Annotated in this window: 23 protein-coding genes; 11 read left to right on the forward strand and 12 right to left on the reverse strand. The window is 67.5% G+C overall.

What is annotated here, in order from left to right:
- Nucleotides 1-3: 3 nt before the first annotated feature.
- Together dapB and WS91_RS18255 are read right to left on the reverse strand one after the other, a co-directional pair.
- Nucleotides 4-801: a 4-hydroxy-tetrahydrodipicolinate reductase gene (gene dapB, locus WS91_RS18250; RefSeq protein WP_038754252.1), complete on the reverse strand. Its 798-nt coding sequence runs from the start codon at nucleotides 799-801 to the stop codon at nucleotides 4-6.
- 74 nt (nucleotides 802-875) lie between these two features.
- Nucleotides 876-1673, reverse strand: a complete 798-nt coding sequence (locus tag WS91_RS18255) for an outer membrane protein assembly factor BamE (RefSeq protein ID WP_038754255.1) — start codon at nucleotides 1671-1673, stop codon at nucleotides 876-878.
- A gap of 153 nt (nucleotides 1674-1826) precedes the next feature.
- Here WS91_RS18255 and fur point away from each other — a divergent pair, with 153 nt between their 5' ends.
- A complete protein-coding gene (gene fur / locus WS91_RS18260) occupies nucleotides 1827-2255 on the forward strand; it encodes a ferric iron uptake transcriptional regulator (protein WP_004194273.1) in 429 nt (142 codons plus the stop codon).
- A 116-nt stretch (nucleotides 2256-2371) separates the two neighbouring features.
- On the opposite strand, the gene WS91_RS18265 is transcribed toward fur, so the two are convergent.
- From WS91_RS18265 to WS91_RS18275, 3 genes are all read right to left on the reverse strand, one after another.
- Entirely contained in the window at nucleotides 2372-2896 is a 525-nt protein-coding gene (locus WS91_RS18265; RefSeq protein ID WP_038754258.1) for an ureidoglycolate lyase, read from the reverse strand.
- Nucleotides 2897-2909: 13 nt separating this feature from the next.
- Entirely contained in the window at nucleotides 2910-3920 is a 1011-nt protein-coding gene (gene alc / locus WS91_RS18270) for an allantoicase (RefSeq protein WP_059670736.1), read from the reverse strand.
- 109 nt (nucleotides 3921-4029) lie between these two features.
- A complete protein-coding gene (locus WS91_RS18275) occupies nucleotides 4030-5352 on the reverse strand; it encodes a C4-dicarboxylate transporter DctA (RefSeq protein ID WP_038754263.1) in 1323 nt (440 codons plus the stop codon).
- Nucleotides 5353-5595: 243 nt separating this feature from the next.
- Here WS91_RS18275 and WS91_RS18280 point away from each other — a divergent pair, with 243 nt between their 5' ends.
- Nucleotides 5596-6288: a FadR/GntR family transcriptional regulator gene (locus tag WS91_RS18280; RefSeq protein ID WP_038754528.1), complete on the forward strand. Its 693-nt coding sequence runs from the start codon at nucleotides 5596-5598 to the stop codon at nucleotides 6286-6288.
- Nucleotides 6289-6344: 56 nt separating this feature from the next.
- Here WS91_RS18280 and cynR read toward each other — a convergent pair whose 3' ends face one another.
- On the reverse strand, nucleotides 6345-7280 hold the full coding sequence (gene cynR / locus WS91_RS18285; RefSeq protein WP_059647195.1) for a transcriptional regulator CynR: 936 nt from the start codon (nucleotides 7278-7280) through the stop codon (nucleotides 6345-6347).
- A gap of 116 nt (nucleotides 7281-7396) precedes the next feature.
- Here cynR and WS91_RS18290 point away from each other — a divergent pair, with 116 nt between their 5' ends.
- The 3 genes from WS91_RS18290 (at nucleotide 7397) to WS91_RS18300 (ending at nucleotide 9977) form a co-directional block, all read left to right on the forward strand.
- Entirely contained in the window at nucleotides 7397-8056 is a 660-nt protein-coding gene (locus tag WS91_RS18290; RefSeq protein WP_038754269.1) for a carbonic anhydrase, read from the forward strand.
- 133 nt (nucleotides 8057-8189) lie between these two features.
- Nucleotides 8190-8660, forward strand: a complete 471-nt coding sequence (gene cynS, locus WS91_RS18295; RefSeq protein WP_038754272.1) for a cyanase — start codon at nucleotides 8190-8192, stop codon at nucleotides 8658-8660.
- A 117-nt stretch (nucleotides 8661-8777) separates the two neighbouring features.
- Nucleotides 8778-9977, forward strand: coding sequence for an MFS transporter (locus tag WS91_RS18300; RefSeq protein WP_038754275.1), 1200 nt, complete (start codon nucleotides 8778-8780; stop codon nucleotides 9975-9977).
- 122 nt (nucleotides 9978-10099) lie between these two features.
- On the opposite strand, the gene WS91_RS18305 is transcribed toward WS91_RS18300, so the two are convergent.
- The 3 genes from WS91_RS18305 to tkt form a co-directional block, all read right to left on the reverse strand.
- Complete coding sequence (locus tag WS91_RS18305) at nucleotides 10100-12256, reverse strand: hypothetical protein (RefSeq protein ID WP_156432392.1); 2157 nt, start codon at nucleotides 12254-12256, stop codon at nucleotides 10100-10102.
- Between the two features lie 434 nt (nucleotides 12257-12690).
- Nucleotides 12691-13701, reverse strand: a complete 1011-nt coding sequence (gene gap, locus WS91_RS18310; RefSeq protein ID WP_038754281.1) for a type I glyceraldehyde-3-phosphate dehydrogenase — start codon at nucleotides 13699-13701, stop codon at nucleotides 12691-12693.
- A gap of 90 nt (nucleotides 13702-13791) precedes the next feature.
- Entirely contained in the window at nucleotides 13792-15864 is a 2073-nt protein-coding gene (gene tkt / locus WS91_RS18315) for a transketolase (RefSeq protein ID WP_059647193.1), read from the reverse strand.
- Nucleotides 15865-16083: 219 nt separating this feature from the next.
- Here tkt and speE point away from each other — a divergent pair, with 219 nt between their 5' ends.
- From speE to WS91_RS18330, 3 genes are read left to right on the forward strand one after another with little or no spacing between them, the layout of a single operon-like run.
- The gene (gene speE / locus WS91_RS18320; RefSeq protein ID WP_038754287.1) at nucleotides 16084-16941 is read left to right on the forward strand and encodes a polyamine aminopropyltransferase; all 858 of its coding nucleotides are present in this window, start codon (nucleotides 16084-16086) and stop codon (nucleotides 16939-16941) included.
- Between the two features lie 41 nt (nucleotides 16942-16982).
- Nucleotides 16983-17399, forward strand: a complete 417-nt coding sequence (locus WS91_RS18325) for a VOC family protein (protein ID WP_038754290.1) — start codon at nucleotides 16983-16985, stop codon at nucleotides 17397-17399.
- Nucleotides 17396-18163 (forward strand): 16S rRNA (uracil(1498)-N(3))-methyltransferase, encoded by a 768-nt coding sequence (locus tag WS91_RS18330; RefSeq protein WP_038754293.1) that lies wholly within the window; start codon nucleotides 17396-17398, stop codon nucleotides 18161-18163. The genes WS91_RS18325 and WS91_RS18330 overlap by 4 nt, the downstream gene beginning before the upstream one ends.
- 321 nt (nucleotides 18164-18484) lie before the next feature.
- Here WS91_RS18330 and WS91_RS18335 read toward each other — a convergent pair whose 3' ends face one another.
- The 3 genes from WS91_RS18335 to WS91_RS18345 form a co-directional block, all read right to left on the reverse strand.
- Complete coding sequence (locus tag WS91_RS18335; RefSeq protein WP_038754531.1) at nucleotides 18485-19048, reverse strand: barstar family protein; 564 nt, start codon at nucleotides 19046-19048, stop codon at nucleotides 18485-18487.
- A gap of 16 nt (nucleotides 19049-19064) precedes the next feature.
- Nucleotides 19065-19493, reverse strand: a complete 429-nt coding sequence (locus WS91_RS18340; protein WP_038754296.1) for a ribonuclease — start codon at nucleotides 19491-19493, stop codon at nucleotides 19065-19067.
- A gap of 328 nt (nucleotides 19494-19821) precedes the next feature.
- A complete protein-coding gene (locus WS91_RS18345) occupies nucleotides 19822-22128 on the reverse strand; it encodes an NADP-dependent malic enzyme (protein ID WP_059670737.1) in 2307 nt (768 codons plus the stop codon).
- A 201-nt stretch (nucleotides 22129-22329) separates the two neighbouring features.
- Here WS91_RS18345 and thiL point away from each other — a divergent pair, with 201 nt between their 5' ends.
- The 3 genes from thiL to WS91_RS18360 are packed head-to-tail and all read left to right on the forward strand — an operon-like array spanning nucleotide 22330 to nucleotide 24473.
- Complete coding sequence (thiL, locus tag WS91_RS18350; RefSeq protein ID WP_038754534.1) at nucleotides 22330-23331, forward strand: thiamine-phosphate kinase; 1002 nt, start codon at nucleotides 22330-22332, stop codon at nucleotides 23329-23331.
- A complete protein-coding gene (locus WS91_RS18355; RefSeq protein ID WP_038754301.1) occupies nucleotides 23321-23926 on the forward strand; it encodes a phosphatidylglycerophosphatase A family protein in 606 nt (201 codons plus the stop codon). Before thiL ends, WS91_RS18355 begins: the two co-directional genes overlap by 11 nt.
- A gap of 46 nt (nucleotides 23927-23972) precedes the next feature.
- A complete protein-coding gene (locus WS91_RS18360; protein WP_038754303.1) occupies nucleotides 23973-24473 on the forward strand; it encodes a CinA family protein in 501 nt (166 codons plus the stop codon).
- The last annotated feature ends 15 nt before the right edge of the window (nucleotides 24474-24488 follow it).

Consider the following 24488-nt stretch of genomic DNA (forward strand, 5'->3'; position numbering starts at 1 on the left):
TGCTCAGCGCAGGCCGAGCACGTCCTGCATGTCGAAGAAGCCGGTCTTGTGGCCGGCGAGGAAGCGCGCCGCGCGCAGCGAGCCCTGCGCGTACGACACGCGGCTCGCCGACTTGTGCGTGATCTCGATGCGCTCGCCGATGCCGGCGAAGAGCACCGTGTGATCGCCGACGATGTCGCCGCCGCGGATCGCCGAGAAGCCGATCGTCGACGGATCGCGCTCGCCCGTCACGCCGTGGCGGCCGTAGACCGCGCAATCGTCGAGCGAGCGGCCGAGCGCGGCCGCGATCGTCTCGCCCATCATCAGCGCGGTGCCGGACGGCGCGTCGACCTTGTGCCGGTGGTGCGCCTCGATGATCTCGATGTCGTAGCCCTGCGCGAACTGCTTCGCCGCGAATTCGAGCAGCTTCATCGTGACGTTCACGCCGACGCTCATGTTCGCCGAGAACACGAGCGCGATCTTCTCGCCCGCCGCGCGCAGTTGCGCCTTCTGCGGCTCGCTGAAGCCCGTCGTGCCGATCACGAGCTTCACGTCGTGGCGCTGCGCCGCGTCCAGGTGGACAAGCGTGCCTTCGGGGCGGGTGAAGTCGATCAGGTAGTCGGCCTCGGCGCACACGCGCTCGATATCGTCGGTGAGCGCGACCCCGGTCTCCTTGCCGAGGAACGCGCCCGCGTCCTGGCCGAGCTGCGGCGAGCCCGCGCGGTCGAGCGCACCGACGAGCGTCGCGTCGGGTGCGTCGAGCACCGCTTCGATCAGCATCCGGCCCATCCGGCCGGACGCACCAGCAATCGCAATCTTCATGGACGACATGCGCTACCTGCTACGAATGAAAGACGGGCGGCGCGCGCCGCCCCGGGTTTGGTTCGGACGCCGGATCAACCGCCCGTTCCCTGCGCGCCGGATGCGGGCGCGGGCGCCGTGAGCGGCTGGTTCGGCAGGCTGTCGGCGCCCTGCGGGCCGACCGGCTGGTTCGCGCCGCCCCCCGCGGGCGGCGGAGGCGGGCGATGGAACTGGAACTGCGGCTGGATCGCGGGCGCGGCGCCGGGCGGCAGGCCGCCGGGGGTCGGCGCGTTCGGCGCCGCCTGCGCGGACGGCGAGAAGCGCGCCGCCGCGCTGCTCTGGCCCGACACCTGCGCGGTCGCGCGGTTCGCCGCGCGCGCCGCCTGCGCGTTCGCGTCGTTCTGGTCCGCCGCCTGCGCGGCTTCGGGCGCCGCCGCGGCGGCGACTTCCGACGCGGCGGCGGCGCGCGCGGCCGCGGCCGCCTTGCTCGCCTTCTTGCCGCGGCGGTCGCCGTCGATGTCGGCGAGCAGATCAAGCTCGGACGGCAGGTTGTCGGCGCCCGTCCAGCTCGCCACGCGGTCGCCCGAGAAGTTCACCACGAGATCGCGCTGCTGAACGACCGACGTCGAGCCGCGCTTGAAGTAGAAAATGTAGTCCCAGCGATCCGCATGGAACATGTCGGTCAGAAGCGGCGTGCCGAGAAGCGCGCGCACCTGGTCCCGCGACATGCCGACCTGCAGCTGCGAGGCCTTTTCCTGCGACACGAAGTTGCCCTGGACGACGGTGATCCGATACGGCGTGATGCTCTGAGCGATCCGCTGAGTCACGCTGTCGTACGACGAACAGGCGGCCAGTCCGGCCACGGCGACAGCTGCGATGACGGTGCTCCGCATGCGGCTCCTCTGAAGTTGCAAAAGAGATCTTGGAATCATTTCCCTCACCGTGCTGGCCCTTGTCCGAGGCCGCGCGAGAATGTCACAGATGACTGAAAAGGCGAAAAGCCGGTACTATTGAAGCCCTGCATTGTACTCTAGGGACGCCTAGCCATGACCAATCCGACCGATCTCAAAAACATCGGGCTCAAGGCCACCCTACCGCGCCTCAAGATTCTCGAAATTTTCCAGCAAAGCCCGGTTCGCCACCTGACGGCTGAAGACGTCTATCGCAACCTGCTGCACGAGGAGCTCGACATCGGCCTCGCGACGGTCTACCGCGTGCTCACCCAGTTCGAGCAGGCGGGCCTTCTGTCGCGCAGCAACTTCGAATCCGGCAAGGCCGTGTTCGAGCTGAACGAAGGCTCGCACCACGACCACCTCGTGTGCCTCGATTGCGGCCGCGTCGAAGAGTTCTTCGACGCCGAGATCGAAACCCGCCAGCAGTCGATCGCGAAGGAACGCGGCTTCAAGCTGCAGGAGCATTCGCTCGCGATGTACGGCACGTGCACGACAGAAAACTGCCCGTATCGCAAGCACTGAGACAAGCACCGAGCGCCCCCCGAACGCTCGCGTCGCGGCATCCTCGCCGCGCATGCTGAAAGGCCCGGCCGGCGCAAGCCTGACCGGGCCTTTTTGCGTCCGGCGCGACGTGCGCGTCAGGCGGCGCTCGCGTGCGCGCCGTCCGTGACGAGCCGCCAGCGCGCGTCGAGCGTGATCTCGTCGCAGTTCGGCTGCGCGCCGCCCCGGTCGACCACGACGAAATCGCTGACCGCGTCGAGCGCGAGGAGCGGATGGTGCCAGACGCCCCTCGCGTAATTGACGCCCTGCCAGCCTTGCGCGAGGAATGCGCGCATCCGGGTCGGATCGAATTCGCCCGCCGGCGCGACGACGATCGCGTAGCGCGCGACCGCCGCGAGCGGCACGAACGCCTGGCTGCCGAGCGGATGGCGCTCCATCATGTCGATCTCGACCGGCCACCCGCGCGGCTGCGCGCGAAACAGGCTCACGAGCGGCCGGCCGCCCGCCTCCGCGACGTCGATCGACGCGAGATCGTGAAAGCGCTCGGTCGTCCCGCCGTTGATCAGGAAGCGGCGCGCGCCCGCCAGCTCGATCACGTCGCCGAACGGCGCGAACGCTTCGCGCGTCAGGCGCTCGAGGCGCAGGGTATTGAGCGTCTCCATGCGCGTCCTCCCGTTATGCGAGCTCGCCCCAGAGGCGCAGCCGCGACACGCCGCCGTCCGGATGGATGTTCAGGCGCACGTGCGTGACGGGGCCGAGCGCGGCGAGCTCCGCCTCGAACGTATGCACGCTGTCCATCCTGAGCGGCTGCTCGCCGAGCAGCGTCGGCCAGAACATCGCCTGCGTGACGAGCGACGCATCGGTGCCGCCCGCGACGTGCGCCGCCTGCAGCGAGCAGCGATCCGGGTAATTGCCCTTGAAGTGCGCGGTATCGACTTCGACCCTGCGAATCACGCCCGGCCGCGCGAGCGCGACGATCGCCCAGTCGTTCCCGGGCTCGCGGCGGCGGCGGGTCTCCCAGCCGTCGCCCATGTTCGCGCCGCGCCCGGGCATCAGCATCCGCGACGCCGGCCCGAAGTGCTCGTTGTTCGCGGCGACGAGATACGCGCCGTTCTCGATCGCGGCGAGATCGACGAGCTCGCCGCGCGCCGCGCGGCTCCAGTCGCGCTGCGGCTGGCCGTACACGCGCAGCCGCGCGAGCCCGCCGTCCGGATACAGGTTCACGCGCAGGTGCGTCCAGGCCCGCGGATCGCTCACCTCGACGTAGTGATGCTGGTTGCCCGCGAGCGTCGTCGCGGGCACGAGCGCCTGCCAGTCGGCGTCGTCGGGCGGCGTTTGCACGTCCGACACGCACGCGTCGATCGACGCCGCGGGCGGGAAGTTGCCGGTGAAGTGGCTCGTGTCGAGATCGACGCCGTGCACGACGCCCGGCCGCGCGAGACGCACCACGCAGAAATCGTGGCCCGTCGTGCGCTTGCGGCGCGTCTCCCAGCCGTCCATCCACTTGCCGTGGTCGTCGTACTTGCCGGGAATGAACACGGCGGGCTCCGGATCGAGCATCCGCTCCTTCGGCGCGAAGAATTCGTCGCTCGCGAAGAGCGCCTTCGCGCCGAGGCGCGGATCGGCGAGATTCATGTAGCGGCGCGTGAACGCGGGCGCGTTCGGATCGAGAATCGGGGCGGCCATGTCGTCTCCTATTGTTGGGTGTGCATCCGAAAAACCGAAAACCGGAAGCTGAAAAACGAAGCGCCGGCGCGAACCGCCGCGCCGGCGCGCGATGCCGGGCGGCGCGGCGTCAGAGCGCGTGCGCGCCGCCGTCCGCGATCGCGCCGTTCGGGCTTTCGTCGCCTGCCGGCACGTAGCGCAGTTCCTCGTTCAGCACACGCTTCGCGCGGGCGCGGTCGATGTCGTTCTCCCACACGGCGACGACGATCGTCGCGACGCAGTTGCCGAGCAGATTCGTGAGCGCGCGGGCGATGCCGACGAACCAGTCGACGGGCAGGATCAGCACGAGGCCGAGCACCGGCAGCGCGGGGATCGCGGACAGCGTCGCGGCGAGGATCACGATCGCCGAGCCCGGAATGCCGTGCGCGCCCTTCGACGTGACGAGCGACACGAGCAGCACGACGATCAGGTCGTGCGCCGACAGCGGCGTGTTGGTCGCCTGCGCGATGAAGAGCACGGCGAGCGTCAGGTAGATCGAGAAGCCGTCGAGGTTGAACGAGTAGCCGGTCGGGATCACGAGGCCGACCGTCGAATCCTTCACGCCGAGCCATTCGAGCTTGCGCATCACCTGCGGCAGCACGGCGTCCGACGACGCGGTGCCGAGCACGATCAGCAGTTCCTCGCGCAGGTAGCGGATCAGCTTGAACACCGAGAAGCCCGCGAGCTTCATCACCGCGCCGAGCACGATCACGACGAACGCGGCGCAGCTCACGTAGAACACGATCACGAGAAGGCCGAGCTGCTTGAGCGACGCGACGCCGTACTTGCCGGTCGTGAACGCGATCGCGCCGAGCACGCCGAGCGGCGCGAGCTTGATGATGAAGCCCATCACGCGGAAGAACACCTGCGCGAATTCGTCGATCAGCGAGTTCACGCGCTTCGCCTTCTCGCCGAGCAGCGACAGCGCGGAGCCGAACAGCACCGAGAACACGAGGATCTGCAGGATGTCGCCCTTCGCGAACGCGTCGAACGCGGTTTCGGGGATGATCTTCAGCAGATAGCCCGCCGTGTCCTTCAGGCTCTGCGCGTTCTTCGCGTAATCGGCGAGCGACGCGGCGTCGAGCGCGTGCAGATCGACGTTCATCCCGACGCCCGGCTTCGTCAGATACGCGAGCACGAGGCCGATGCCGAGCGCGAGCGTCGTCATCGCCTCGAAGTAGACGACTGCCTTCAGGCCGACGCGGCCGACCTTCTTCAGATCGCCCGCGTTCGCCATGCCGCTCACGACGACGCAGAACACGATCGGCCCGATCACCATCTTGATCAGCTTGAGGAACCCGTCACCCAACGGTCGCAGCGACTGCGCGAAGTGCGGGAAAAAGGCGCCGAGCGCCACGCCGATCACAAGCGCGATGACCACCCGACCAAACAGCGAATTGAGAAACTTCGACACGGCGTTCTCCCGTCACAACGGTTGCGGATTCGTCTGTTCATACTGGTCCGACCAGTACTGTTATGGAGGATAGTAGGAAGCCGATATAGTCGAGTCAAGGACGCCAAAAATAGGGATTACCCGCGCATTTCGGCGGTCGTTTCGATGCTGCGGCGCACGCGGATCATCGCTTTCCCGGAGCCGGAGCGCGCGCCGCCGGCGGCGGTTTACAATGCCGGTCAGACCGCGCAATCGATCCACTGCATGAAGAACGTTCCGCACACCGTCACCGACGCCGCCATCGCCACGATCCGCAGCCGGATCGAGAGCGGCTTCTATCCCGTCGGCAGCCTGTTGCCCGCGCAACGTCAATTGTCCGAAGAACTGGAGATCAGCCGCGCGTCGCTGCGCGAGGCGCTGTCGACGCTCGAGGCGCTCGGGATGCTGCGCATCCGCCCCGGCAAGGGCGTGTACGTCGAGAGCGCGCAGGCGAGCGCCGCGCACGCGTGGCGCTTCGCCGAGCAATCGTCGCTGCCCGACACCTATCAGATGCGCTACGCGCTCGAAGGCTTCGCCGCGCGAATGGCCGCACTCGCCGTCAGCGAGCAGGATCTCGCGTGGTTCGAGGAGAATGTCGCCGCGCTGCAGGAGGCGCTCGCGAACGACGAGCTCGACGGCGCGTCGCAGCTCGATTTCGATTTCCACATGCGGATCGTCAGCCTCGCCGGCAACGCGGCGATCGAATCGATCCTGCGCGGCAGCGCGGACATCATGAAGGAAAGCCAGCGGATGCCGTTCTACCGGCGCGAGCTCGTGCTGTCGACGTATCACGAGCATCGCGCGATTCTCGATGCGCTGATCGCGAAGGACCCGGCCGCCGCAGGCGCGGCGATCGAAGCGCACATCTCCAACGCCGCGCAGCGCGCGGGCGTGTTCTTTCCGACACCGAAGGGCTGACGCGGCGCGTTCGCGCGCGGCACGCCGTCGCGCATGCGGCATCGCGCGCGGCGCGGCTACTCGCCTTCGGGCGACGCGCCGCCGCGCGCCTGCGAGCCGCCGCTGCTTCGGATTTCGTGTCGCCTCGCCAGCGCATAGTCGATGAACGCGCGCATCGCCGCGCTTCGATAGCCGCCCTTGCGCGTGAGCAGCGCCGCCGTGCGCCGCGGCAGCGGCGGGTCGAGCCGGATCGCGCGCAGGTCGTCGCGGCGCTCGGCGATCGCCGACGGCAGCACCGTCGCGATCCGGCCGCCGCGCACCATCTCGAGCATCGCGCTGATCGAATTCACTTCGATCGCCACGCGCGGCGTCACGCCGTTGCGATGGAAGTACTGATCGACCTTGCTGCGCGTCGCGAACGCACGGCTCAGCAGGATCAGCGGTTCGTCGCCGGCCTCGGCGGGCGATAGCGGCTTGCGGCGGCGCGCATGGCGATGATCGCGCCCGACGACGAGCGCGAGCGTCTCCACCCACAACGGCGTCGCGTCGATCTCGGGCGACTGCGTCGGATCGAACGCGATCCCCACGTCGAGCTCGTCATCGGCGAGGAGCGGCTCGATCTGCTCCTGCGGCATCTCCCGGATCGTCAGCTTCAGGCCCGGATAGCGCGCGTTGAAGCCGTCGATCAGCCAGCCGATCAGATACGCGGAGAAGGTCGGCGTCATCGCGAGCCGCAGCGAGCCGCTCTGAAGATTCTCGACGTCATGCACCGCGCGCCGTCCAGCCTCGAGCTGCTGCAGCGCGGCCCGCGCGTGCCGCGCATACGCGGCGCCGAACTCGGTCAGCCGCACCGCGCGAGCCGAGCGGTCGAACAGTTGCACGCCGAGCGCGTCCTCGAGCTGCCGGATCTGCTGCGACAGCGTCGGCTGCGATACGTGCAGCGACTCGGCCGCGCGCGTGAAATTTCCCTGCTCGGCGACGGCGAGAAAATAACGGATGTGTCGGAGCAGCATCGCGCCTCGAGTATTGGTTTTACCTATACGAATGATAATAAACCGGTCTTGGACGCTATGGATCGTTTGCCTCATTCTTCGGTCGTCGGCTCTCGCCATCGACCACGGAGCACACGATGCAGGACATCATCGAAGGATTTCTGAAGTTCCAGCGCGACGCGCTCCCGCAGCGCACGGAACTGTTCAAGCGCCTCGCCGCGAGCCAGCGGCCGCGCGCGCTCTTCATCTCGTGCTCGGACAGCCGCCTCGTGCCCGAGCTCGTCACGCAGCGCGAGCCGGGCGATTTGTTCGTGATCCGCAACGCGGGCAACATCGTGCCGTCGTTCGGCCCCGAGCCGGGCGGCGTATCGGCGTCCGTCGAATACGCGGTCGCGGTGCTCGAAGTGGCCGACGTCGTCGTGTGCGGCCACTCGGACTGCGGCGCGATGACCGCGATCGCATCGTGCGCATGCCTCGACCATCTGCCCGCCGTGCGCGGCTGGCTGCGCTACGCGGACGCCGCCAAATGCGTGAACGAAGCGCGCGAGCACGCGGGCGAGCGGGAGCGCGTCGATTCGATGGTGCGGGAAAACGTCGTCGCGCAGCTCGCCAATCTCAACACGCATCCATGCGTGCGGCTCGCGCTCGAGCAAGGACGCCTCGCGCTGCACGGCTGGGTGTACGACATCGAGACCGGCTCGATCGACGCGCTCGACGGCGCGACGGGCCGCTTCGTCGCGCTCGCCGACCATCCGCACGTGCGCGCGACGCCGCCGCGACTCGATCGCGCGGCCTGACGCACGACACATGACGCGCGCCGCGCAACGCGCCCGCGAGGCGCCGGGCGCCACATGCAGCTCGCGGCGCGACGCATCACGCGCCGACAGCAATCTCCGTTTCGTTGCCGAACCCTCACCGCAAGGAGCCCGCATGACCCAATCGCAACACAACCAGACCGCGCGCCAGGCGCTCGCCGATCGCATCGTCGACGCGAAGACGCGCAAGAACCTCACGTTCGAGCAGCTCAACGAGGGCACCGGCCTGAGCGTCGCGTTCACGACGGCCGCGCTGCTCGGCCAGCATCCGCTGCCCGCCGACGCCGCGCGCACCGTCGCCGCGAAGCTCGACCTCGACGACGACGCGGTGCGCCTCTTGCAGACGATTCCCGTGCGCGGCAGCATCCCGGGCGGCATTCCGACCGATCCGACGATCTACCGTTTCTACGAAATCGTGCAGGTCTACGGCTCGACGCTGAAGGCGCTGATCCACGAGCAATTCGGCGACGGCATCGTCAGCGCGATCAACTTCAAGCTCGACGTCAAGAAGGTCGACGATCCGGAAGGCGGCTCGCGCGCCGTCATCACGCTCGACGGCAAGTACCTGCCGACGAAGCCGTTCTGATCGCCCATCCGACGCGCGGCGCGCGCGGCGGGCCGATTTCTCGCGGCCCGCCGCGCGCGCCGTTCGCGTGATGCCCGTCCGGCTTTTCGGACTCCGTTCTTCTTCGCTACGCGCCTCATGAATTCCGTCACCGTTCCCCCGCCCGCGCTGACGCGCGGGATGACGCTGCTGTTCGCGTGTGCCTGCGGCATCGTCATCGGCAACCTCTACTATTCGCAGCCGCTTCTCGCGGCGATCGCATCGAGCTTCGGGCGCAAGCCGGCCGAGCTCGGCTATCTCGTCACGCTGACGCAGCTCGGTTACGCGGCGAGCCTGCTCGTCGTCGTGCCGCTCGGCGACGTCGTCAATCGCCACGCGCTGATCGTGCGGCTGCTGGGCGCGAACGTCGTCGCGCTCGTCGCGGTCGCATCGAGCACGAGCTACGGCTTTTTCATCGCGGCGAACGTGTGCGTCGGTTTCGTCACGTGCTCGACGCAGTTGCTCGTGCCGTTCGCCGCGTCGCTCGCCGACGACGCATCGCGCGGCCGCGCGGTCGGCACCGTGATGAGCGGCCTCTTGCTCGGCATCCTGCTCGCGCGCGTCGTATCCGGCGCGATCGCCGACTGGCTCGGCTGGCGCGCCGTCTATGCGATCGCGGCGGCGCTCGTGCTCGCGCTCGCCGGCGTGCTCTCGACGAAACTGCCGAAGGATCGCCGCACCGCGCGCCTCGATTACCGAAAGCTGATGGGCTCGCTCGCGACGCTCGTGCGCAGCGAGCCGACGCTCGCGCTGCGCTCCGTCTACGGCGCGCTCGTGTTCGCGTGCTTCAGCCTGCTGTGGACGGGCCTCACGTTCCTCTTGAGCGCACCGCCCTATCGCTTCAGCGAAGGCGCGATCGGTCTGTTCGGCGTCGTCGGCGCGATGGGCGCGCTCGCGGCGGGCGCGGCGGGCCGGCTTGTCGACCGCGGCCACGCCCATGCGGCGACGGGCCTCTTCGCAGCCGCCGTGCTCGTATCGTTCGCGTTCATCGCGGCGGGCGCGCAGTCGCTCGTCGCGCTAGTGGCGGGCATTCTGCTGCTCGACGTCGGCGTGCAAGGGCTGCACATCTCGAACCAGAGCGTCATCTATGCGCTCGCCACCGACGCACGCAGCCGCGTCACGACCGTCTATCTGACGAGCTACTTCATCGGCGGCGCGCTTGGCTCGGCCGTCGCGAGCGCCGCATACCGCTTCGACGGCTGGCGCGGCGTGTGCGCCGCGGGCGGCGCGCTGTCGAGCACGCTCGTCGCGCTGTGGTGCGTGACGCACGGCGTGCGCGCACGCCGCGCCGCACGCTGAAGCACGCCTCGGATACCGAAAACCACCACGCGAGCGCCGCGCGCGGACGACGCACGGAATCCGGGGCGCAAAGGACACACACCGATTCCGCACGTTCACCGCGCGATTGCGGCGCCGATCAATCATAGTTCGTCTTCATGCTTGAAGCCGAACTTCCGCTTGACCTGGGCCGACACTTCCGTGACCGCATCCGTGCTGATCAACCGGATGCCGCGCTCGAGGTTGTACTCGATGAAACGCTGCAACGTGCGCTGCCCCCCGCCGCGAACCGCGGCGTTCGAGTACGGCGTACGCAGGCTGTCGGGATTGGACACGCTGTAAGGAATCGACGCTTCGCGAACGTCCGTGTTGACGTTACCCATCAAGATCGAAACGGGCCGGTTCTGGTAGCGCGCGATGACGATCACGGTACCGGGATTGCGCTCGTCGAGCTCGTCGCTCATCGACGAGGCGATCGTCCGTCCGGACCTGAGCAGTGCGCCAGCGCCGATCGGCGTATTCGAAATGGCGATAGGGCCGCTCGAATCGCTGGAGTCGCTGTCGGAAGACGAGTTGGAATCGGAATCCGACGGATACCACTGCGACAGCGTGCTTTGCACTTCGGCGATCTGCGACGGGCTCGGATTCGGCAGCACGTCGACCGCAAAGGACGCGTTGCCCTGCACCCATTGGTTGCCGGCCCGGATTCGCGGCCTGACCTCCGGATGAAGTTGCCGGAAGCGTTCGAGCGTCAGATCGGCGAGATTCAGCTCGAACTGGCCGACCGCCCTCGTCGCTTGTCCCGAGGTGGACGGCTCCGGGACGGGCGGCAACGTGTCGTTGGCCGAATTGGCGTCGACTGTGCCGACCTCGGTGCTGGCGAAGCTGATGGTCGAAGCGTTCAGCCTGGACGCATCGTGAAATGCGCGACTGATGCGCGCCATATTCTCTCTCGTTCGGGCCTGCACGGCGTTGACCGCGCTGACGAGTTGCTGCTCGGCAAGCGAATTCGCACCGGCGAGGCCGCTCGATCCGGTGTTCACGACGTTCTGGATGATGCGATCGAAGTGCGCACGATCGAAATCGTAGTTGTTCAGAATCAGGTACGGCGTAATGACGTCCATCACCATGAACACGCAGTCGGACGTTTCCGGCCCGCGCGGCTTGCGGGACGAGAACGCGAACTGCAGCGGCGCCTTGCACGCGATGCTCGCCGCATAGCCGGCGTAAGGATTCTTGCTGCCGACCGAGGTCAGGCTGTGAAGCCGCCATTCCAGGCCTGCCGCGACGGGCGCAGGGCTCGCCGCGACCTTCTTGAGCGGCCGATCGCCGTCAAAATGAGAAAGCGCGCTCTTGATGAGGTCGCACGGCCGGTTCAACACGTAATTGGCGATCGCGAGGATCGGCAGCACGCATTCCAGTTGATAGGCATGGACGGAGCGTCGCGCGCGCAGGTCTTCGTTTGCCCGGGTGGCGAAGGACACGCGTTCGATCGTCAGTGGGCCACCAAATTGCGGACGATTGGTGACGCGAACCTGGTCGGACGCGTCGCTTGCCGCCGGGTCGTCTTCCGCCCGCGAAGGCAGCCTGTAGATCGGGCTGCCGTCGACGAAGTTGTGGTTACGATCGGTCTCCACCACCTGCAGCGCAGCGCCGTGGCCCGGCGTCAATTCGAACGCGACGGACACGAACGCCGTCTTGTCGCTCAACCGGTTAGAGTACAACACGGTCATTTTCTTGGGTGTGGTGCGGCTTTGCTGAACGATGGTCGCCGTGCCGTCCACGAACGACGCAATCAGGTGTTCGTTCAATTCGGTCGAATACACCCGATTCCTGCTGCCTTCGAAAGTCAGATGGAAACTCCGGATTTCGTCCGGCTTTTGCGCGCGTCCGTATATCTTGTCGATATTGAAATACTTGAATTCGTTTACCCGGCGATCGGCCAGCTCGCCGCTCGCGGCCTGTGCCAGACTTACGCTCGGGAAATAGCACAGCCAGGAGACGAGCATGCAAGCGAGAATCGGGCGTCCGATTCGCCGGAGCAGCGCCGTTCCGTTAGCGGGCCGACTCCGTGCGACCGGGTCCGCCGCGATGTCAGCGCGTCCGGCTGCCGGAGCGGTCCACCAGCCTGCGCCGTTCATACTGCGTGCGCCGCCCGCCGACGCCCGAGCGTTTGCGCCGCGGCCGGTCGCTTGGCGTTTCTCGGACCGAATCAATTTGTCCAGTACCGCGGGAAAACCGGTAATCCGGCGCATTCGGAACTGCCGGACGACACGTCCGTTGAAAGGACTTTGGGTCATACGGGTTACCTCCTTCGTTGGTCGGTTCAACCTTCGGACACGTCATGTCCGTACATAGGCACCCGATCCTAGCAAAGGCCGATTAACTCGCCTTTTGAAATAAAACTCGATTTTCGTATTTTTATTAATATATTAACCATCAACCCGGAAGGGGGATGTGTCGAAAATATTTTGACGGAGCGGATTGCGAAATGCGGCGGGTGCGAGCCCGGCAAGACGGACGCCGACGGCAGCACCGCCATTGCCGCCGCGCGGGATATGAGAACCGGCCACCCCATGCCTCTTCATCATCGAGGTGTGCATTGCCGTCGCGCCCGATGCGGCGCCGTCCGATAAAAAAGCCGCGCCGATGAATCATCATCGGCGCGGCCCGATCCTGCCTGGCGCTGCCGTGCCCAGCCCCGGCACATAGCAACGCGCGTCGGCTCGACCTGTTACTTCGCGTTCGCGAGCGCGATCGCCGTATCCAGCATGCGGTTCGAGAAGCCCCACTCGTTGTCGTACCAGCTCGACACCTTCACGAGACGGCCCGACACCTTCGTCAGCGTCGCGTCGAACGTCGACGAAGCCGGGTTGTGGTTGAAGTCGATCGACACGAGCGGCGCGTCGTTGTAGCCGAGGATGCCCGCGAGCGCGCCTTGCGACGCTTCCTTCATGATCGCGTTGACTTCCTCGACCGTCGTATCGCGCTTCGCGATGAACGACAGGTCGACGACCGACACATTGATGGTCGGCACGCGAATCGCGTAGCCGTCGAGCTTGCCGTTCAGCTCCGGCAGCACGAGGCCGACGGCCGCCGCCGCGCCCGTCTTCGTCGGGATCTGGCTGTGCGTGGCCGAGCGCGCGCGGCGCAGGTCTTCGTGATAGACGTCCGTCAGCACCTGGTCGTTCGTGTACGCGTGGATCGTCGTCATCAGGCCGGTTTCGAGGCCGATCTTGTCGTTCAGCGGCTTGACGAGCGGCGCGAGGCAGTTCGTCGTGCACGATGCGTTCGAGATCACCGTGTGCTCGGCCTTCAGCACATTGTGGTTCACGCCGTAGACGATCGTCGCGTCGACGTCCTTGCCGCCCGGCGCCGAGATGATCACCTTCTTCGCGCCGCCCTTCAGGTGCGCGCTCGCCTTTTCCTTCGTCGTGAAGAAGCCCGTGCATTCCAGCACGACGTCGACGCCCAGCTCGCCCCACGGCAGTTCGGCCGGATTGCGGTTCGCGAGCACGCGGATCTTGTCGCCGTTCACGACGAGGTAGTCGCCGTCCACCGACACTTCGCCCGGGAACTTGCCGTGCGCGGTGTCGTACTGCGTCAGGTGCGCGTTGGTCTTCGCGTCGCCCAGATCGTTGATCGCAACGATCTCGAGATCGTGCTTCTTGCCGTTTTCGTAGAAAGCGCGCAGCGTGTTGCGGCCGATGCGGCCGTAACCGTTGATTGCAACGCGAATCGTCATGATGTATCTCCTGATGGCTGAAAAAATACTTCGTGCAGCTTCACGCGCGCCCGGCCGGCGCGGGGCACGGCCGCCCGGGCGTCGATTGGGTTACGCGAGCACCGCCTTCGACGTTTCGACCACGTGCTCGACGGTGAAGCCGAAATGCTTGAACAACACGCCAGCCGGAGCCGACTCGCCGAACGTGTCGATGCCGACCACGCCGCCTTCGAGGCCCACGTACTTGCGCCAGAATCCGGTGACGCCCGCTTCGATCGCGACGCGGCGCACGCCGTGCGGCAGCACGCGCTCGCGGTATTCGGCGTCCTGCCGGTCGAACACCGTCGTCGACGGCATCGACACGACGCGCGCGGCGATCCCTTGCCGCGCGAGCGGCTCGACCGCCTTCATCGCGAGCTCGACTTCCGAGCCCGTCGCGATCAGGATGATCTTGCGCGCGACGATCTCTTCGTCCCAGTCGCGCAGCACATAGCCGCCCTTCTCGACGTTCGCGATCTGCGCGTCGGTGCGTGCGTTGAACGCGAGGTTCTGGCGGCTGAAGATCAGGCACGACGGATGCTGATGCGAGACCGCGTGGGTCCACGCGACGGCCGTCTCGACCGTGTCGGCCGGACGCCAGACGTCGAGGTTCGGGATGAGCCGCAGGCTCGCGACGTGCTCGATCGACTGGTGCGTCGGGCCGTCCTCGCCGAGGCCGATCGAATCGTGCGTGAACACATAGATCGACGGCACCTTCATCAGCGCGGCGACGCGCAGCGCGTTGCGGCTGTAATCGGAGAACGTCAGGAACGTGCCGCCGAACGGCTTGTAGCCGCCGTGCAGCACGAGGCCGTTGATCGCGGCGCTCATGCCGAACTCGCGCACGCCATAGTTGATGTGGTTGCCCCACTGGACGCCCGGGCCGTCCGCATTCGCGCGCACCGCCTTCGACGCTTTCCAGTTCGTGAGGTTCGAGCCCGTCAGGTCGGCCGAACCGCCGAGCAGCTCGGGCAGCACCGCCGCCAGCCCCTCGATCGTCTGCTGCGACGCCTTGCGGGTCGCGACCGTCTCGCCGCGCTCGTTCGCGCCCGCGACGATCGCCGCGGCCTTCGCGGCCCAGTCGGCCGGCAGCTTGCCCGTCATCCGGCGCTCGAACTCGGCCGCCTCGGTCGGATACTTCGCGCGATATTGCGCGAACGCCGCGTTCCAGTCGTCTTCGCTGCGCTTGCCCGCTTCCTTCGCGTCCCATGCCGCGTAGACTTCCTGCGGGATCACGAACGGCTCCCACTTCCAGCCGAGCGCCTCGCGCGTCTTCGCGATTTCTTCCGCGCCGAGCGGCGCGCCGTGCACGTCGTGGCCGCCCGCCTTCGTCGCCGCGCCGTTGCCGATGCGCGTCTTGCAGCAGATGAGGGTCGGCTTGTCCGATTGCTTCGCCTTCGCGATCGCCGCGTCGATCGCATCGACGTCATGGCCGTGCACGTTCGGAATCACGTTCCAGCCATACGCCTCGAAGCGCTTCGGCGTGTCGTCGTTGAACCAGTTGACGACGTCGCCGTCGATCGAGATGCCGTTGTCGTCGTAGAGCGCGATCAGCTTGTTCAGCTTCAGCGTGCCCGCGAGCGAGCACGCCTCGTGCGAGATGCCTTCCATCAGGCAGCCGTCGCCGAGGAACACGTACGTGTGGTGATCGACGATCTTCGCGCCGTCGCGGTTGAACTCGGCGGCCATCAGCGCTTCGCCGAGCGCCATGCCGACCGCGTTCGCGAGACCCTGCCCGAGCGGGCCCGTCGTCGTCTCGACGCCCGGCGTGATCCCGTATTCCGGGTGGCCCGGCGTCTTCGAGTGCAGTTGGCGGAAGTTCTTCAGCTCGTCGATCGGCAGCGCGTAGCCCGTCAGATGCAGCAGCGCGTACAGCAGCATCGAGCCGTGGCCGTTCGACAGCACGAAGCGGTCGCGGTCGGCCCAGTGCGGGTTCGTCGGGTTGTGTTTCAGGTGGCGCGACCACAGCGCGACGCCGATCTCGGCCATGCCCATCGGCATGCCGGGGTGGCCGGAGTTCGCTTGCTGAACGGCGTCCATTGCGAGCGCACGAATCGCGTTGGCCATCAAAGTGGTGGGGGCGGGAGACGAAGTCGTCATGTCGAGTCCGGAGAACGAGTCGAGAAAACGGGGCGCGGGCGGCATCCGAAAGCTCGCGGACCAAACCGTTCCCGGCGCGCGGTGCGGCGCCGGCAGGACGCGAAGCGGACGAGCAAACGGACGAGGCTGCAAAGCTCGTCATTTTAGCAGATGCCCTCCGCGCGGGCCTTGTCGGAAACCGCCCGGCCGCGCGGTTTCTCGCGCGTCTTCCCACCCTCTATAATTCTCACCATCGGAACCGCCCCGCCAGCCGCGCCCGCCGCCTTGAGCTCCACCCTCCTCTTCCATCCGACCCCCGACGTCGCCTACGGCTTTCCGAACGCCCGGCGGCTCGCGCGCGTCGCGTCCGATCATCAGGCGATCGAGGTCTGGGAAACGGCGCTGCTCGGGCGCCTCTTCACGCTCGACGGCCGACCGATGACGTCGGTCGGCGACGAATTCGTGTACCACGAGTGCATGACGCATCCGGCCGCGCTCGCGCATCCGGCGCCGAGAAAAGCGCTCGTGCTGGGCGGCGGCGACGGCGGCGCCGCGCGCCAGTTGCTCAAGCATCCGTGCATCGAGCGGATCGTCGTCGCGGAGCTCGATCCGGCCGTAGTCGAGATGGCGCGCCGCTTTCTCGGCGACGTCCACCAGGGCGCGCTCGACGATCCGCGCGTCGAGCTCGTGATCGGCGACGCCGCACGCTTCGTCGATCACGCGTGCGAGCACTTCGACCTCGCCGTGTTCGACCTGACGCCGCCCGACTCGCCCGCCGCAAGCCTCTACACGCCCGAGTTCTACGCTCGCCTGAAGCGCATCCTGACGCCGCAAGGCGCGGTCTCGCTGCACCTCGGCTCGCCGCTCTTTCACGAGGCGCGCATCGTCTCGCTGCTCGCCGGGCTGCATGCGTGCTTCGCCGTGGTCGCGCCGCTTTGCGCGCACGTGCCGCTGTACGGCTCGCCGTGGCTGATGGCGATCGCGAGCGACGCGCTCGACGCGGCGTCGCTGTTCTCGCACGACGTCGACGAGCGGCTCGCCGTGCGGCGCATCGGCGGATTGCGCTTCTACGACGCGAAGCTGCATCCCGCGCTCTTCACGCTGCCGCGCACGCTGCGCGATACTCTCGGCATGCATCGCTAAGTTCGGCGAAGCATTCGCCTTTTCCCCGCAGGAGAACCCGCATGACCGACCCACGGCCGGCCGACGTGCCCTGGTTGACCCCTTACCTGACGGTGCGCAGCGCGCACGTGTCGATTCAGTTCTTTGGCGACGCATTCGGCTTCGAAAAGCGCGAGTTGATCGACGAAGACGGCGCGATCATGCACGTCGAGATGTCGTACCGCGGCCAGCTGATCGTGATGTTCGCGCCCGAGGGTGCGTTCGGCTCGACGGCCCGCACGCCGAGGAGCGCGGGCGCGATCGCGCCGCAGTCGTTCTATCTGTACGTCGACGACGTCGACGCGACCTATCGTCGCGCGCTCGACGCCGGCGCGAAATCGCTGAGCGCGCCGCAAGACCAGTTCTGGGGCGATCGCTTCGCGCAGATCGAGGATCTCGATGGTTATCGCTGGGCGCTCGCGCGGCGGATCGCGGCATGAGCGGCGGCGCCACGACCGCGGCAGTGCCGCGCTTCTTCGTCGACGCGGCGTTGCGGGCCGACGCCATGCTCCCGTTGCCGGCCGACGTCGCGCGGCACGCGCAGGTGCTGCGGCTGCAGCCGGGCGACGCGCTCGCGCTGTTCGACGGCACGGGCGGCCAGTACCACGCGCGCCTCGTCGAGATCGACAAGCGCGGCGCGCTCGCCCGGATCGACGCGTTCGAGCCGGCGGAAGCGGAGCCGCCGTACCACGTCACGCTCGCGCAGGGCATCGCCGGCGGCGACAAGATGGATTGGGTGATCGAAAAGGCGGTCGAGCTCGGCGTTTCGGCGGTCGCGCCGCTGTCGACCGCGCGCGGCGTGGTGAGGCTGTCGGGCGAGCGCGCGGACAAGCGCGTCTCCCACTGGCGCGGCGTCGTGCGCGCGTCGTGCGAACAATGCGGCCGCAATCGCGTGCCGGACGTCACGCCGGTGCGCGGCTTCGACGCATGGCTCGACGCGCTGCCGCCCGCGCCGGCCGACGGCGAGTTGCGTTTGCTGCTGTCGCCGCGCGCGAGCATGGCGTTCGCGTCGTTGCCCGAGGTGCCGCCCGCCGGCGGCGTCACGTTGCTGATCGGCCCGGAAGGCGGGCTGTCGCCCGACGAGGAACTGGCCGCGCGCGCACGCGGCTTCGCCGCGCTGTCGCTCGGCCCGCGCGTGCTGCGCACCGAGACGGCAGGCGCGGCGGTGCTCGCCGCGCTCGCGGCGCGCTGGGGCGGATGGTGACGCGCGGCCACCTGCCGACACGCGCCGGTCGGCCGCGGGCGAAGGCGGGGCGACGGCCGCGATGACGGGGCCGAACGGCGCGTCGACCACCGGTCACCACAACCCACAGGGCGATCGGTCGCCCACCCCTATCGGTCCGTGCCGCGGATTTCCACCTTGCCCGTCACGCGCCGGCGCAGCGGCGCCTCGTCGATCATGAGAAATGATGCGCAATGAAAGGCCGCCGTCAGGCGAACGCGCGCCCGCTGCCCGCCTGCCGAGGCCGCAAACGCAAAAAGCCCGCGCGAAGGCGGGCTTTCCGGCGGGCCGTGCGGTCCGGAATTACGCGAAGGAGTAGAAGACACGGAACGCGACCTTGCGCTCGGCCCAGAATTCCGCCGCTTCGCGGAACACGTCGAGCAGCGTCTCGCGCCCTTCCTTGTCGAACTTGTGCGCGATCGGCAGCGCCTCGAGCACGATCACGAAGCCGGGCTGCGCGCCCGCCTTGTGGACGAGGTCCGTCAGGCAGTCGTACAGCGCGTCGTAGTTTTTGCCGAAGTGCTTCGGAAACAGGAACGACGTCGCGATCGTCTCCAGCACTTCCTGCTTCGATTGGGCATTCCCGCAGTACGCATACAGGAAATGCTGGCCGAGCTGATTCGCTTCGTCGGCAAGATCCTGCACGCGGAATGCACGGATCGACTGCACGAGATTCGGTCGCACGGTCGCAAAAAGGCTCATAGGCTCCTCGATGGATGAAAGCCCGGGGCTGGCCGCGCCGTCAGGCGCGCCGCCGGCGTGCGCCGCCATGCGCATCTGCATGACGCGCTGGAACAGGTTGCCGTCGCCGGCCGCGAACAGATCCGCCGCAGCCGACATGTCGCGCGCGTAAATGTTGTCGCTCATGCCGCTCATCCCGAAGTCAATCAACGATACGTTTGAAACTGTTGTAGTGGTCGTCGGTGTAATAACAATTGTCGACGCGCCTCAAGGCACCGCCGCAAACGATGCGCCGCGCGCCGCGATTGCGGGCCCGCGGGGTCGGCACGGTGTACTCGTGGTAATAACCGCGCCGCATCTTCGGCAATATCCGTTCGAAATTGCCGAATACCGCGCCGTCTTTCTCGTACGGATAGGGGCCGCCCGCGGCGATCAGGCTCAGCGTGGTCACGGCTTCGCGCGGCAATCGGGATGCGGGGACCGTGTCGGTCTGCGCCGCCCCATTTACAGCGGCGGCTTCCCGTGCGTATGCGGCGGAAACCAGACTGCCCGGCGAAACGCCGATATTGCCCATCGCGACGATCGCGAAGACGGACGCGAGCGCGCCGTTGCGGAGCCACTTGCGTGCCATAAACGAGGGTTCCCGCTGTTAAATCAATAAGTTGACGACCAAGAAAGGCGTAAGCGTAGCGCTAATGCACGCGGGAATCAATGCTCGTTAGGGAAATGAAAGGACAGAATAGTCCTCGTCGGCACTATTTCTATCTTTTATAGGATAGAAATAGCTCCAATGAGGTAAAATTGCCTCGACGGCGTCAGCTGCGGCGGGTTTCTGCCTCCTCGCCGCCTCTTGCGGCCCAAGGGTGGCGTCGTCGGCTTCGGGAAGGCGCTTATCTCCGCCATGCCCGACGGCGCGCCCGCAATGGGCGCGCCGCTTTTTTATCGGCCGCTAACTTCGTTCAACGCACCGCGTTCACGTCGGCAACCAGCAGCGCCGTCATGTTGACGATCCGGCGCACGGTCGCCGATTCGGTCAGCACGTGCACAGGCTGTGCGGCGCCGAGCAGGATCGGCCCGATCGCGATGTTGTTGCCCGCGGCCGTCTTCAGCAGGTTGTATGCGATGTTCGCCGCGTCGATGTTCGGCAGCACGAGCAGGTTCGCCTCGCCCTCGAGGGTCGATTCCGGCAGGATTTCCTTGCGCAGCGCCGCGTCGAGCGCGACGTCGCCGTGCATCTCGCCGTCGACGTGCAGCTGCGGCGCGCGTTCGTGCAGGATCGCGAGCGTATCGCGCATCTTCTGCGCGGAAGGCGCGTTGCTCGTGCCGAAGTTCGAGTGCGACAGCAGCGCGACCTTCGGCTCGATGCCGAAGCGGCGCACTTCCTCGGCCGCCATGATCGTGATCTCGGCGAGCTGCGCCGGGGTCGGATCGACGTTCACGTGCGTATCGACGAGGAAAATCTGGCGGCCCGGCAGCACGAGCGCGTTCATCGCGCCGTACACGCTGCAGCCTTGGCGCTTGCCGATCACCTGGTCGATGAAGTGCAGATGGCGGTGCGTCGTGCTGATCGTGCCGCAGATCATCCCGTCCGCCTCACCCTTCTTGACGAGCATCGAGCCGATCAGCGTCGTGCGGCGGCGCATCTCCACCCGCGCGAGCTGCTCGCTGATCCCCTTGCGGGCCATCATCTTGAAGTAGGTCTGCCAGAAATCGCGGTAGCGCTCGTCGTGTTCGGTGTTGACGATCGTGAAATCGACGCCCGGCGTGAGGCGCAGCCCGTAGCGCTGTATCCGGTGCTCGATCACGCCCGGCCGGCCGATCAGGATCGGTTTCGCGAGCTTCTCGTCGACGACGATCTGCACGGCGCGCAGCACGCGCTCTTCCTCGCCTTCCGCGAACACGACCCGCTTCTTCTCGGCGGGCGCGCCGCGCGCGATCTGGAACACCGGCTTCATCGTCGTGCCGCTGTGGTAGACGAACTGCTGCAGGTGAACCTTGTATGCGTCCATGTCCTCGATCGGGCGCGTCGCGACGCCGCCGTCCATCGCCGCCTGCGCGACGGCGGGCGCGATCTTCACGATGAGGCGCGGATCGAACGGCTTCGGAATCAGATATTCGGGGCCGAACGACAGATCCTGGATGCCGTACGCGGTCGCGACGATGTCGCTTTGCTCCTGCTGCGCGAGCTCGGCGATCGCGTTGACGGCGGCGACCTCCATCTCGCGGGTGATCGTCGTCGCGCCGACGTCGAGCGCGCCGCGGAAGATGAACGGGAAGCAAAGGACGTTGTTGACCTGGTTCGGGTAGTCGGTGCGGCCCGTCGCGAGCACGGCGTCCGGGCGCGCTTCGAGCGCGACTTCCGGCAGGATTTCCGGCGTCGGATTCGCGAGCGCGAGAATCAGCGGGCGTTCGCCCATCGTCTTCACCATGTCGGCCTTCAGCACGCCGGCCGCCGACAGGCCGAGGAAGATGTCCGCGCCGCCGATCACCTCCGACAGCGTGCGCGCGTCGGTTTCGCGCGCGAAACGCTCCTTGTCCGGGTCCATCAGCTCGGTGCGGCCCTTGTAGACGACGCCTGCCAGATCCGTGACCGTGATGTGCTCGAGCGGCAGGCCGAGATCGACGAGCAGGTCGAGGCACGCGAGCGCCGCGGCGCCCGCGCCCGACGCGACGAGCTTCACTTCCTTGATGCTCTTGCCGACGACCTTCAGCCCGTTCGTGACCGCCGCCGCGACGACGATCGCGGTGCCGTGCTGGTCGTCGTGGAACACCGGAATCTTCATCCGCTTGCGGCATTCGCGCTCGACGATGAAGCAGTCCGGCGCCTTGATGTCCTCGAGATTGATCCCGCCGAACGTCGGCTCGAGCGCGGCGATCACGTCGACGAGCTTGTGCGGATCGGACTCGTTGAGCTCGATGTCGAACACGTCGATCCCGGCGAACTTCTTGAACAGGACCGCCTTGCCCTCCATCACCGGCTTCGACGCGAGCGGGCCGATGTTGCCGAGCCCGAGCACCGCCGTGCCGTTCGTCACGACGCCGACCAAGTTGCTGCGCGCGGTGAAGCGCGCGGCGTTCAGCGGATTCTCGACGATCTCCTCGCACGCGAACGCGACGCCCGGCGAATACGCAAGCGCGAGATCGCGCTGGTTGATCATCTGTTTGGTCGGCGCGATCGCGACTTTGCCCGGTGTCGGGAATTCGTGATAATCGAGAGCGGCTTCGCGGAGTTTTTCTTTGGACGAGGAGGAGGACGAGGTGGGCATGTGTCTCTACGGGGGGCTGCGGATTAGAATACCTGTTCGACGCATTGTAGCGCCAATCCCACACGTTAAATCGTCGTATTAGGGTTTGACAGCCGCGACCGAAACGCCATGAATCGGCCGCGCGCGGGCCGCCGCAGCGCCTGGCGCCCGCCCGAAGCGCCTTACAATGAGCGTCATCTCATTGCTCGGACATTCTCGCCCGTGGCCCAGACTCCCCTTTCGGAATTCTCGTTGATCGACCGCTTCTTCGCGCGCCGCGCGAAGGGGCCGCACGCGCGCGCCGCGCTCGGCATCGGCGACGATTGCGCGCTGCTTGCGCCACAACCGGGCAAGATGCTCGCGATTTCGACGGACATGCTGGTCGAGGGCCGGCACTTCCTCGCCGACGTCGATCCGCGCGCGCTGGGCCACAAGACGCTCGCCGTCAATTTGTCGGACCTCGCCGCGATGGGCGCCGCGCCGCGCGCGTTCACGCTCGCGTGCGCGCTGCCGCGCGCCGACGCCGACTGGCTCGACGCGTTCTCCGACGGCCTCTTCGCGCTCGCGGACCGCCATGGCTGCGAGCTGATCGGCGGCGACACGACGAGCGGCCCGCTCAATCTGTGCGTCACCGTGTTCGGCGACGTCGCCCCCGACGCGGCGCTACGCCGCGACGCCGCGCGCGACGGCGACGACGTGTGGGTGTCCGGCACGCTCGGCGACGCGCGCGCCGGACTCGGCGTGATCCGCGGCGAATGGCGCGCGGGTGAGCACGAAGCGGCCGCGTTGCGCGCGGCGCTCGAGCGGCCGGAGCCGCGCGTCGCGCTCGGCATCGCGCTCGCGGGCATCGCGCACGCGGCGCTCGACGTGTCCGACGGCCTCGCGGGCGATCTTCCTCACATCCTCGCGCGCTCGAGCGTGCGCGCCGACGTGAACGTCGACGCGGTGCCGCGCTCGGCCGCGCTCGCGACGCTGCCCGCCGACGTGCAGCGCCGCTGCATGCTCGAGGGCGGCGACGACTACGAGCTGTGCTTCACGGCCGCGCCGTCCGCGCGCACCGCGATCGAGGCGGCCGGCGCGCGCGCGGGCGTGGCCGTCACGCGGATCGGTACAATACGCGGCTTGTCCGCGCCGACGGACGCGTGCGCCGTCACGTGGCGCGACGCGTCGGGCGCGCCGCTTTCGCTCACGCTGCACGGTTTCGATCATTTCCATGCCAACTGACCCGACGTCCCGTCCGGGCGACTCCGCCGGCCAGCCCGGCCCGGCGCCCTCAGCAGCCCCGTCTGCCGTGCCCTCGGCCGCGCCGCAGCAAGATTCGCAGGCGACCGCGCGCCGCCGCGCGACCGTGCGCTTCATGTTCTCGCACCCGGTGCATGTCGTCTCGCTCGGCTTCGGCAGCGGCCTCGCGCCGTTCATGCCCGGCACGTTCGGCACGCTGTTCGGCTGGCTCACGTTCGTCGCGCTGAACCGTTATCTCACGGTGCCCGAATGGTGGGCGCTCATCGTCGTCGGCTTCGTCGCCGGCATCTGGATGACGGGCTTCACCGCGAAGAAGATGGGCATCGCCGACCCGGGCCCCGCTGTCTGGGACGAGATCGTCGCGATCTGGCTCGTGATGCTGCTCGTCACGCCGGCGACGTTCGTCGAGCAATTGTGGGCGTTCGTCGTGTTCCGCTTCTTCGACATGGTGAAGCCGCCGCCCGTCCGCTACTTCGACCGGAATTTGAAAGGCGGCTTCGGCATCATGTTCGACGACCTGATCGCCGCGTTGATGACGCTCTTCGTGATCGCGCTGTGGCGCTCGTTCGTCCAGTGACGCGGCCCGATTCCCGCTCGCCCCCGTTCGCACCGGATCTTCCCGCATGCCAACCGATTCCGTCGTTCACCAGCTCGCGATCCGCGCCGGCAACAAGCTGCGCGACGAGCACCTGACGCTCGCCACCGCCGAGTCCTGCACGGGCGGCATGATCGCGACCGCGATCACCGACATCTCCGGCAGCAGCGGCTGGTTCGATCGCGGCTTCGTCACCTATTCGAATGCCGCGAAGATCGAGATGATCGGCGTGCCCGCCGATCTGATCGACAAGCACGGCGCGGTCAGCGAGCCCGTCGCGCACGCGATGGCCGAAGGCGCGCTGCGCAACAGCCGCGCGCAGGTCGCGCTCGCCGTCACTGGCATCGCCGGGCCGGGCGGCGGCTCCGAGCACAAACCCGTCGGCACCGTGTCGTTCGGCTGGAGCAACCGGCTGCACACGTCGGTCGAGACGCTGGTGTTCAAGGGCGACCGCGAGCAGATCCGCGTGCAGGCGGCCGCGCACGCGCTGCGCGGCCTCATCAAGCTGCTCGAGGAAGAGGAGCGCTGAAGCGCGCGACGGGCG

This window comes from Burkholderia sp. MSMB1498, from assembly GCF_001526245.1.
GTDB classification, from domain to species: Bacteria; Pseudomonadota; Gammaproteobacteria; order Burkholderiales; family Burkholderiaceae; genus Burkholderia; species Burkholderia savannae.

Coding starts and splice junctions, on each gene's coding strand:
- fur (WP_004194273.1), top strand. CDS start 1,827: ATGACCAATCCGACCGATCTCAAAAACATCGGGCTCAAGGCCACCCTA.
- gap (WP_038754281.1), bottom strand. CDS start 13,701: ATGACGATTCGCGTTGCAATCAACGGTTACGGCCGCATCGGCCGCAAC.
- WS91_RS18305 (WP_156432392.1), bottom strand. CDS start 12,256: ATGACCCAAAGTCCTTTCAACGGACGTGTCGTCCGGCAGTTCCGAATG.
- WS91_RS18280 (WP_038754528.1), top strand. CDS start 5,596: ATGAAGAACGTTCCGCACACCGTCACCGACGCCGCCATCGCCACGATC.
- WS91_RS18360 (WP_038754303.1), top strand. CDS start 23,973: ATGCCAACCGATTCCGTCGTTCACCAGCTCGCGATCCGCGCCGGCAAC.
- alc (WP_059670736.1), bottom strand. CDS start 3,920: ATGGCCGCCCCGATTCTCGATCCGAACGCGCCCGCGTTCACGCGCCGC.
- dapB (WP_038754252.1), bottom strand. CDS start 801: ATGAAGATTGCGATTGCTGGTGCGTCCGGCCGGATGGGCCGGATGCTG.
- WS91_RS18290 (WP_038754269.1), top strand. CDS start 7,397: ATGCAGGACATCATCGAAGGATTTCTGAAGTTCCAGCGCGACGCGCTC.
- tkt (WP_059647193.1), bottom strand. CDS start 15,864: ATGCCGCCCGCGCCCCGTTTTCTCGACTCGTTCTCCGGACTCGACATG.
- WS91_RS18265 (WP_038754258.1), bottom strand. CDS start 2,896: ATGGAGACGCTCAATACCCTGCGCCTCGAGCGCCTGACGCGCGAAGCG.
- WS91_RS18255 (WP_038754255.1), bottom strand. CDS start 1,673: ATGCGGAGCACCGTCATCGCAGCTGTCGCCGTGGCCGGACTGGCCGCC.
- WS91_RS18345 (WP_059670737.1), bottom strand. CDS start 22,128: ATGCCCACCTCGTCCTCCTCCTCGTCCAAAGAAAAACTCCGCGAAGCC.
- cynS (WP_038754272.1), top strand. CDS start 8,190: ATGACCCAATCGCAACACAACCAGACCGCGCGCCAGGCGCTCGCCGAT.
- WS91_RS18355 (WP_038754301.1), top strand. CDS start 23,321: ATGCCAACTGACCCGACGTCCCGTCCGGGCGACTCCGCCGGCCAGCCC.
- WS91_RS18325 (WP_038754290.1), top strand. CDS start 16,983: ATGACCGACCCACGGCCGGCCGACGTGCCCTGGTTGACCCCTTACCTG.
- WS91_RS18340 (WP_038754296.1), bottom strand. CDS start 19,493: ATGGCACGCAAGTGGCTCCGCAACGGCGCGCTCGCGTCCGTCTTCGCG.
- WS91_RS18330 (WP_038754293.1), top strand. CDS start 17,396: ATGAGCGGCGGCGCCACGACCGCGGCAGTGCCGCGCTTCTTCGTCGAC.
- cynR (WP_059647195.1), bottom strand. CDS start 7,280: ATGCTGCTCCGACACATCCGTTATTTTCTCGCCGTCGCCGAGCAGGGA.
- WS91_RS18335 (WP_038754531.1), bottom strand. CDS start 19,048: ATGAGCGACAACATTTACGCGCGCGACATGTCGGCTGCGGCGGATCTG.
- WS91_RS18300 (WP_038754275.1), top strand. CDS start 8,778: ATGAATTCCGTCACCGTTCCCCCGCCCGCGCTGACGCGCGGGATGACG.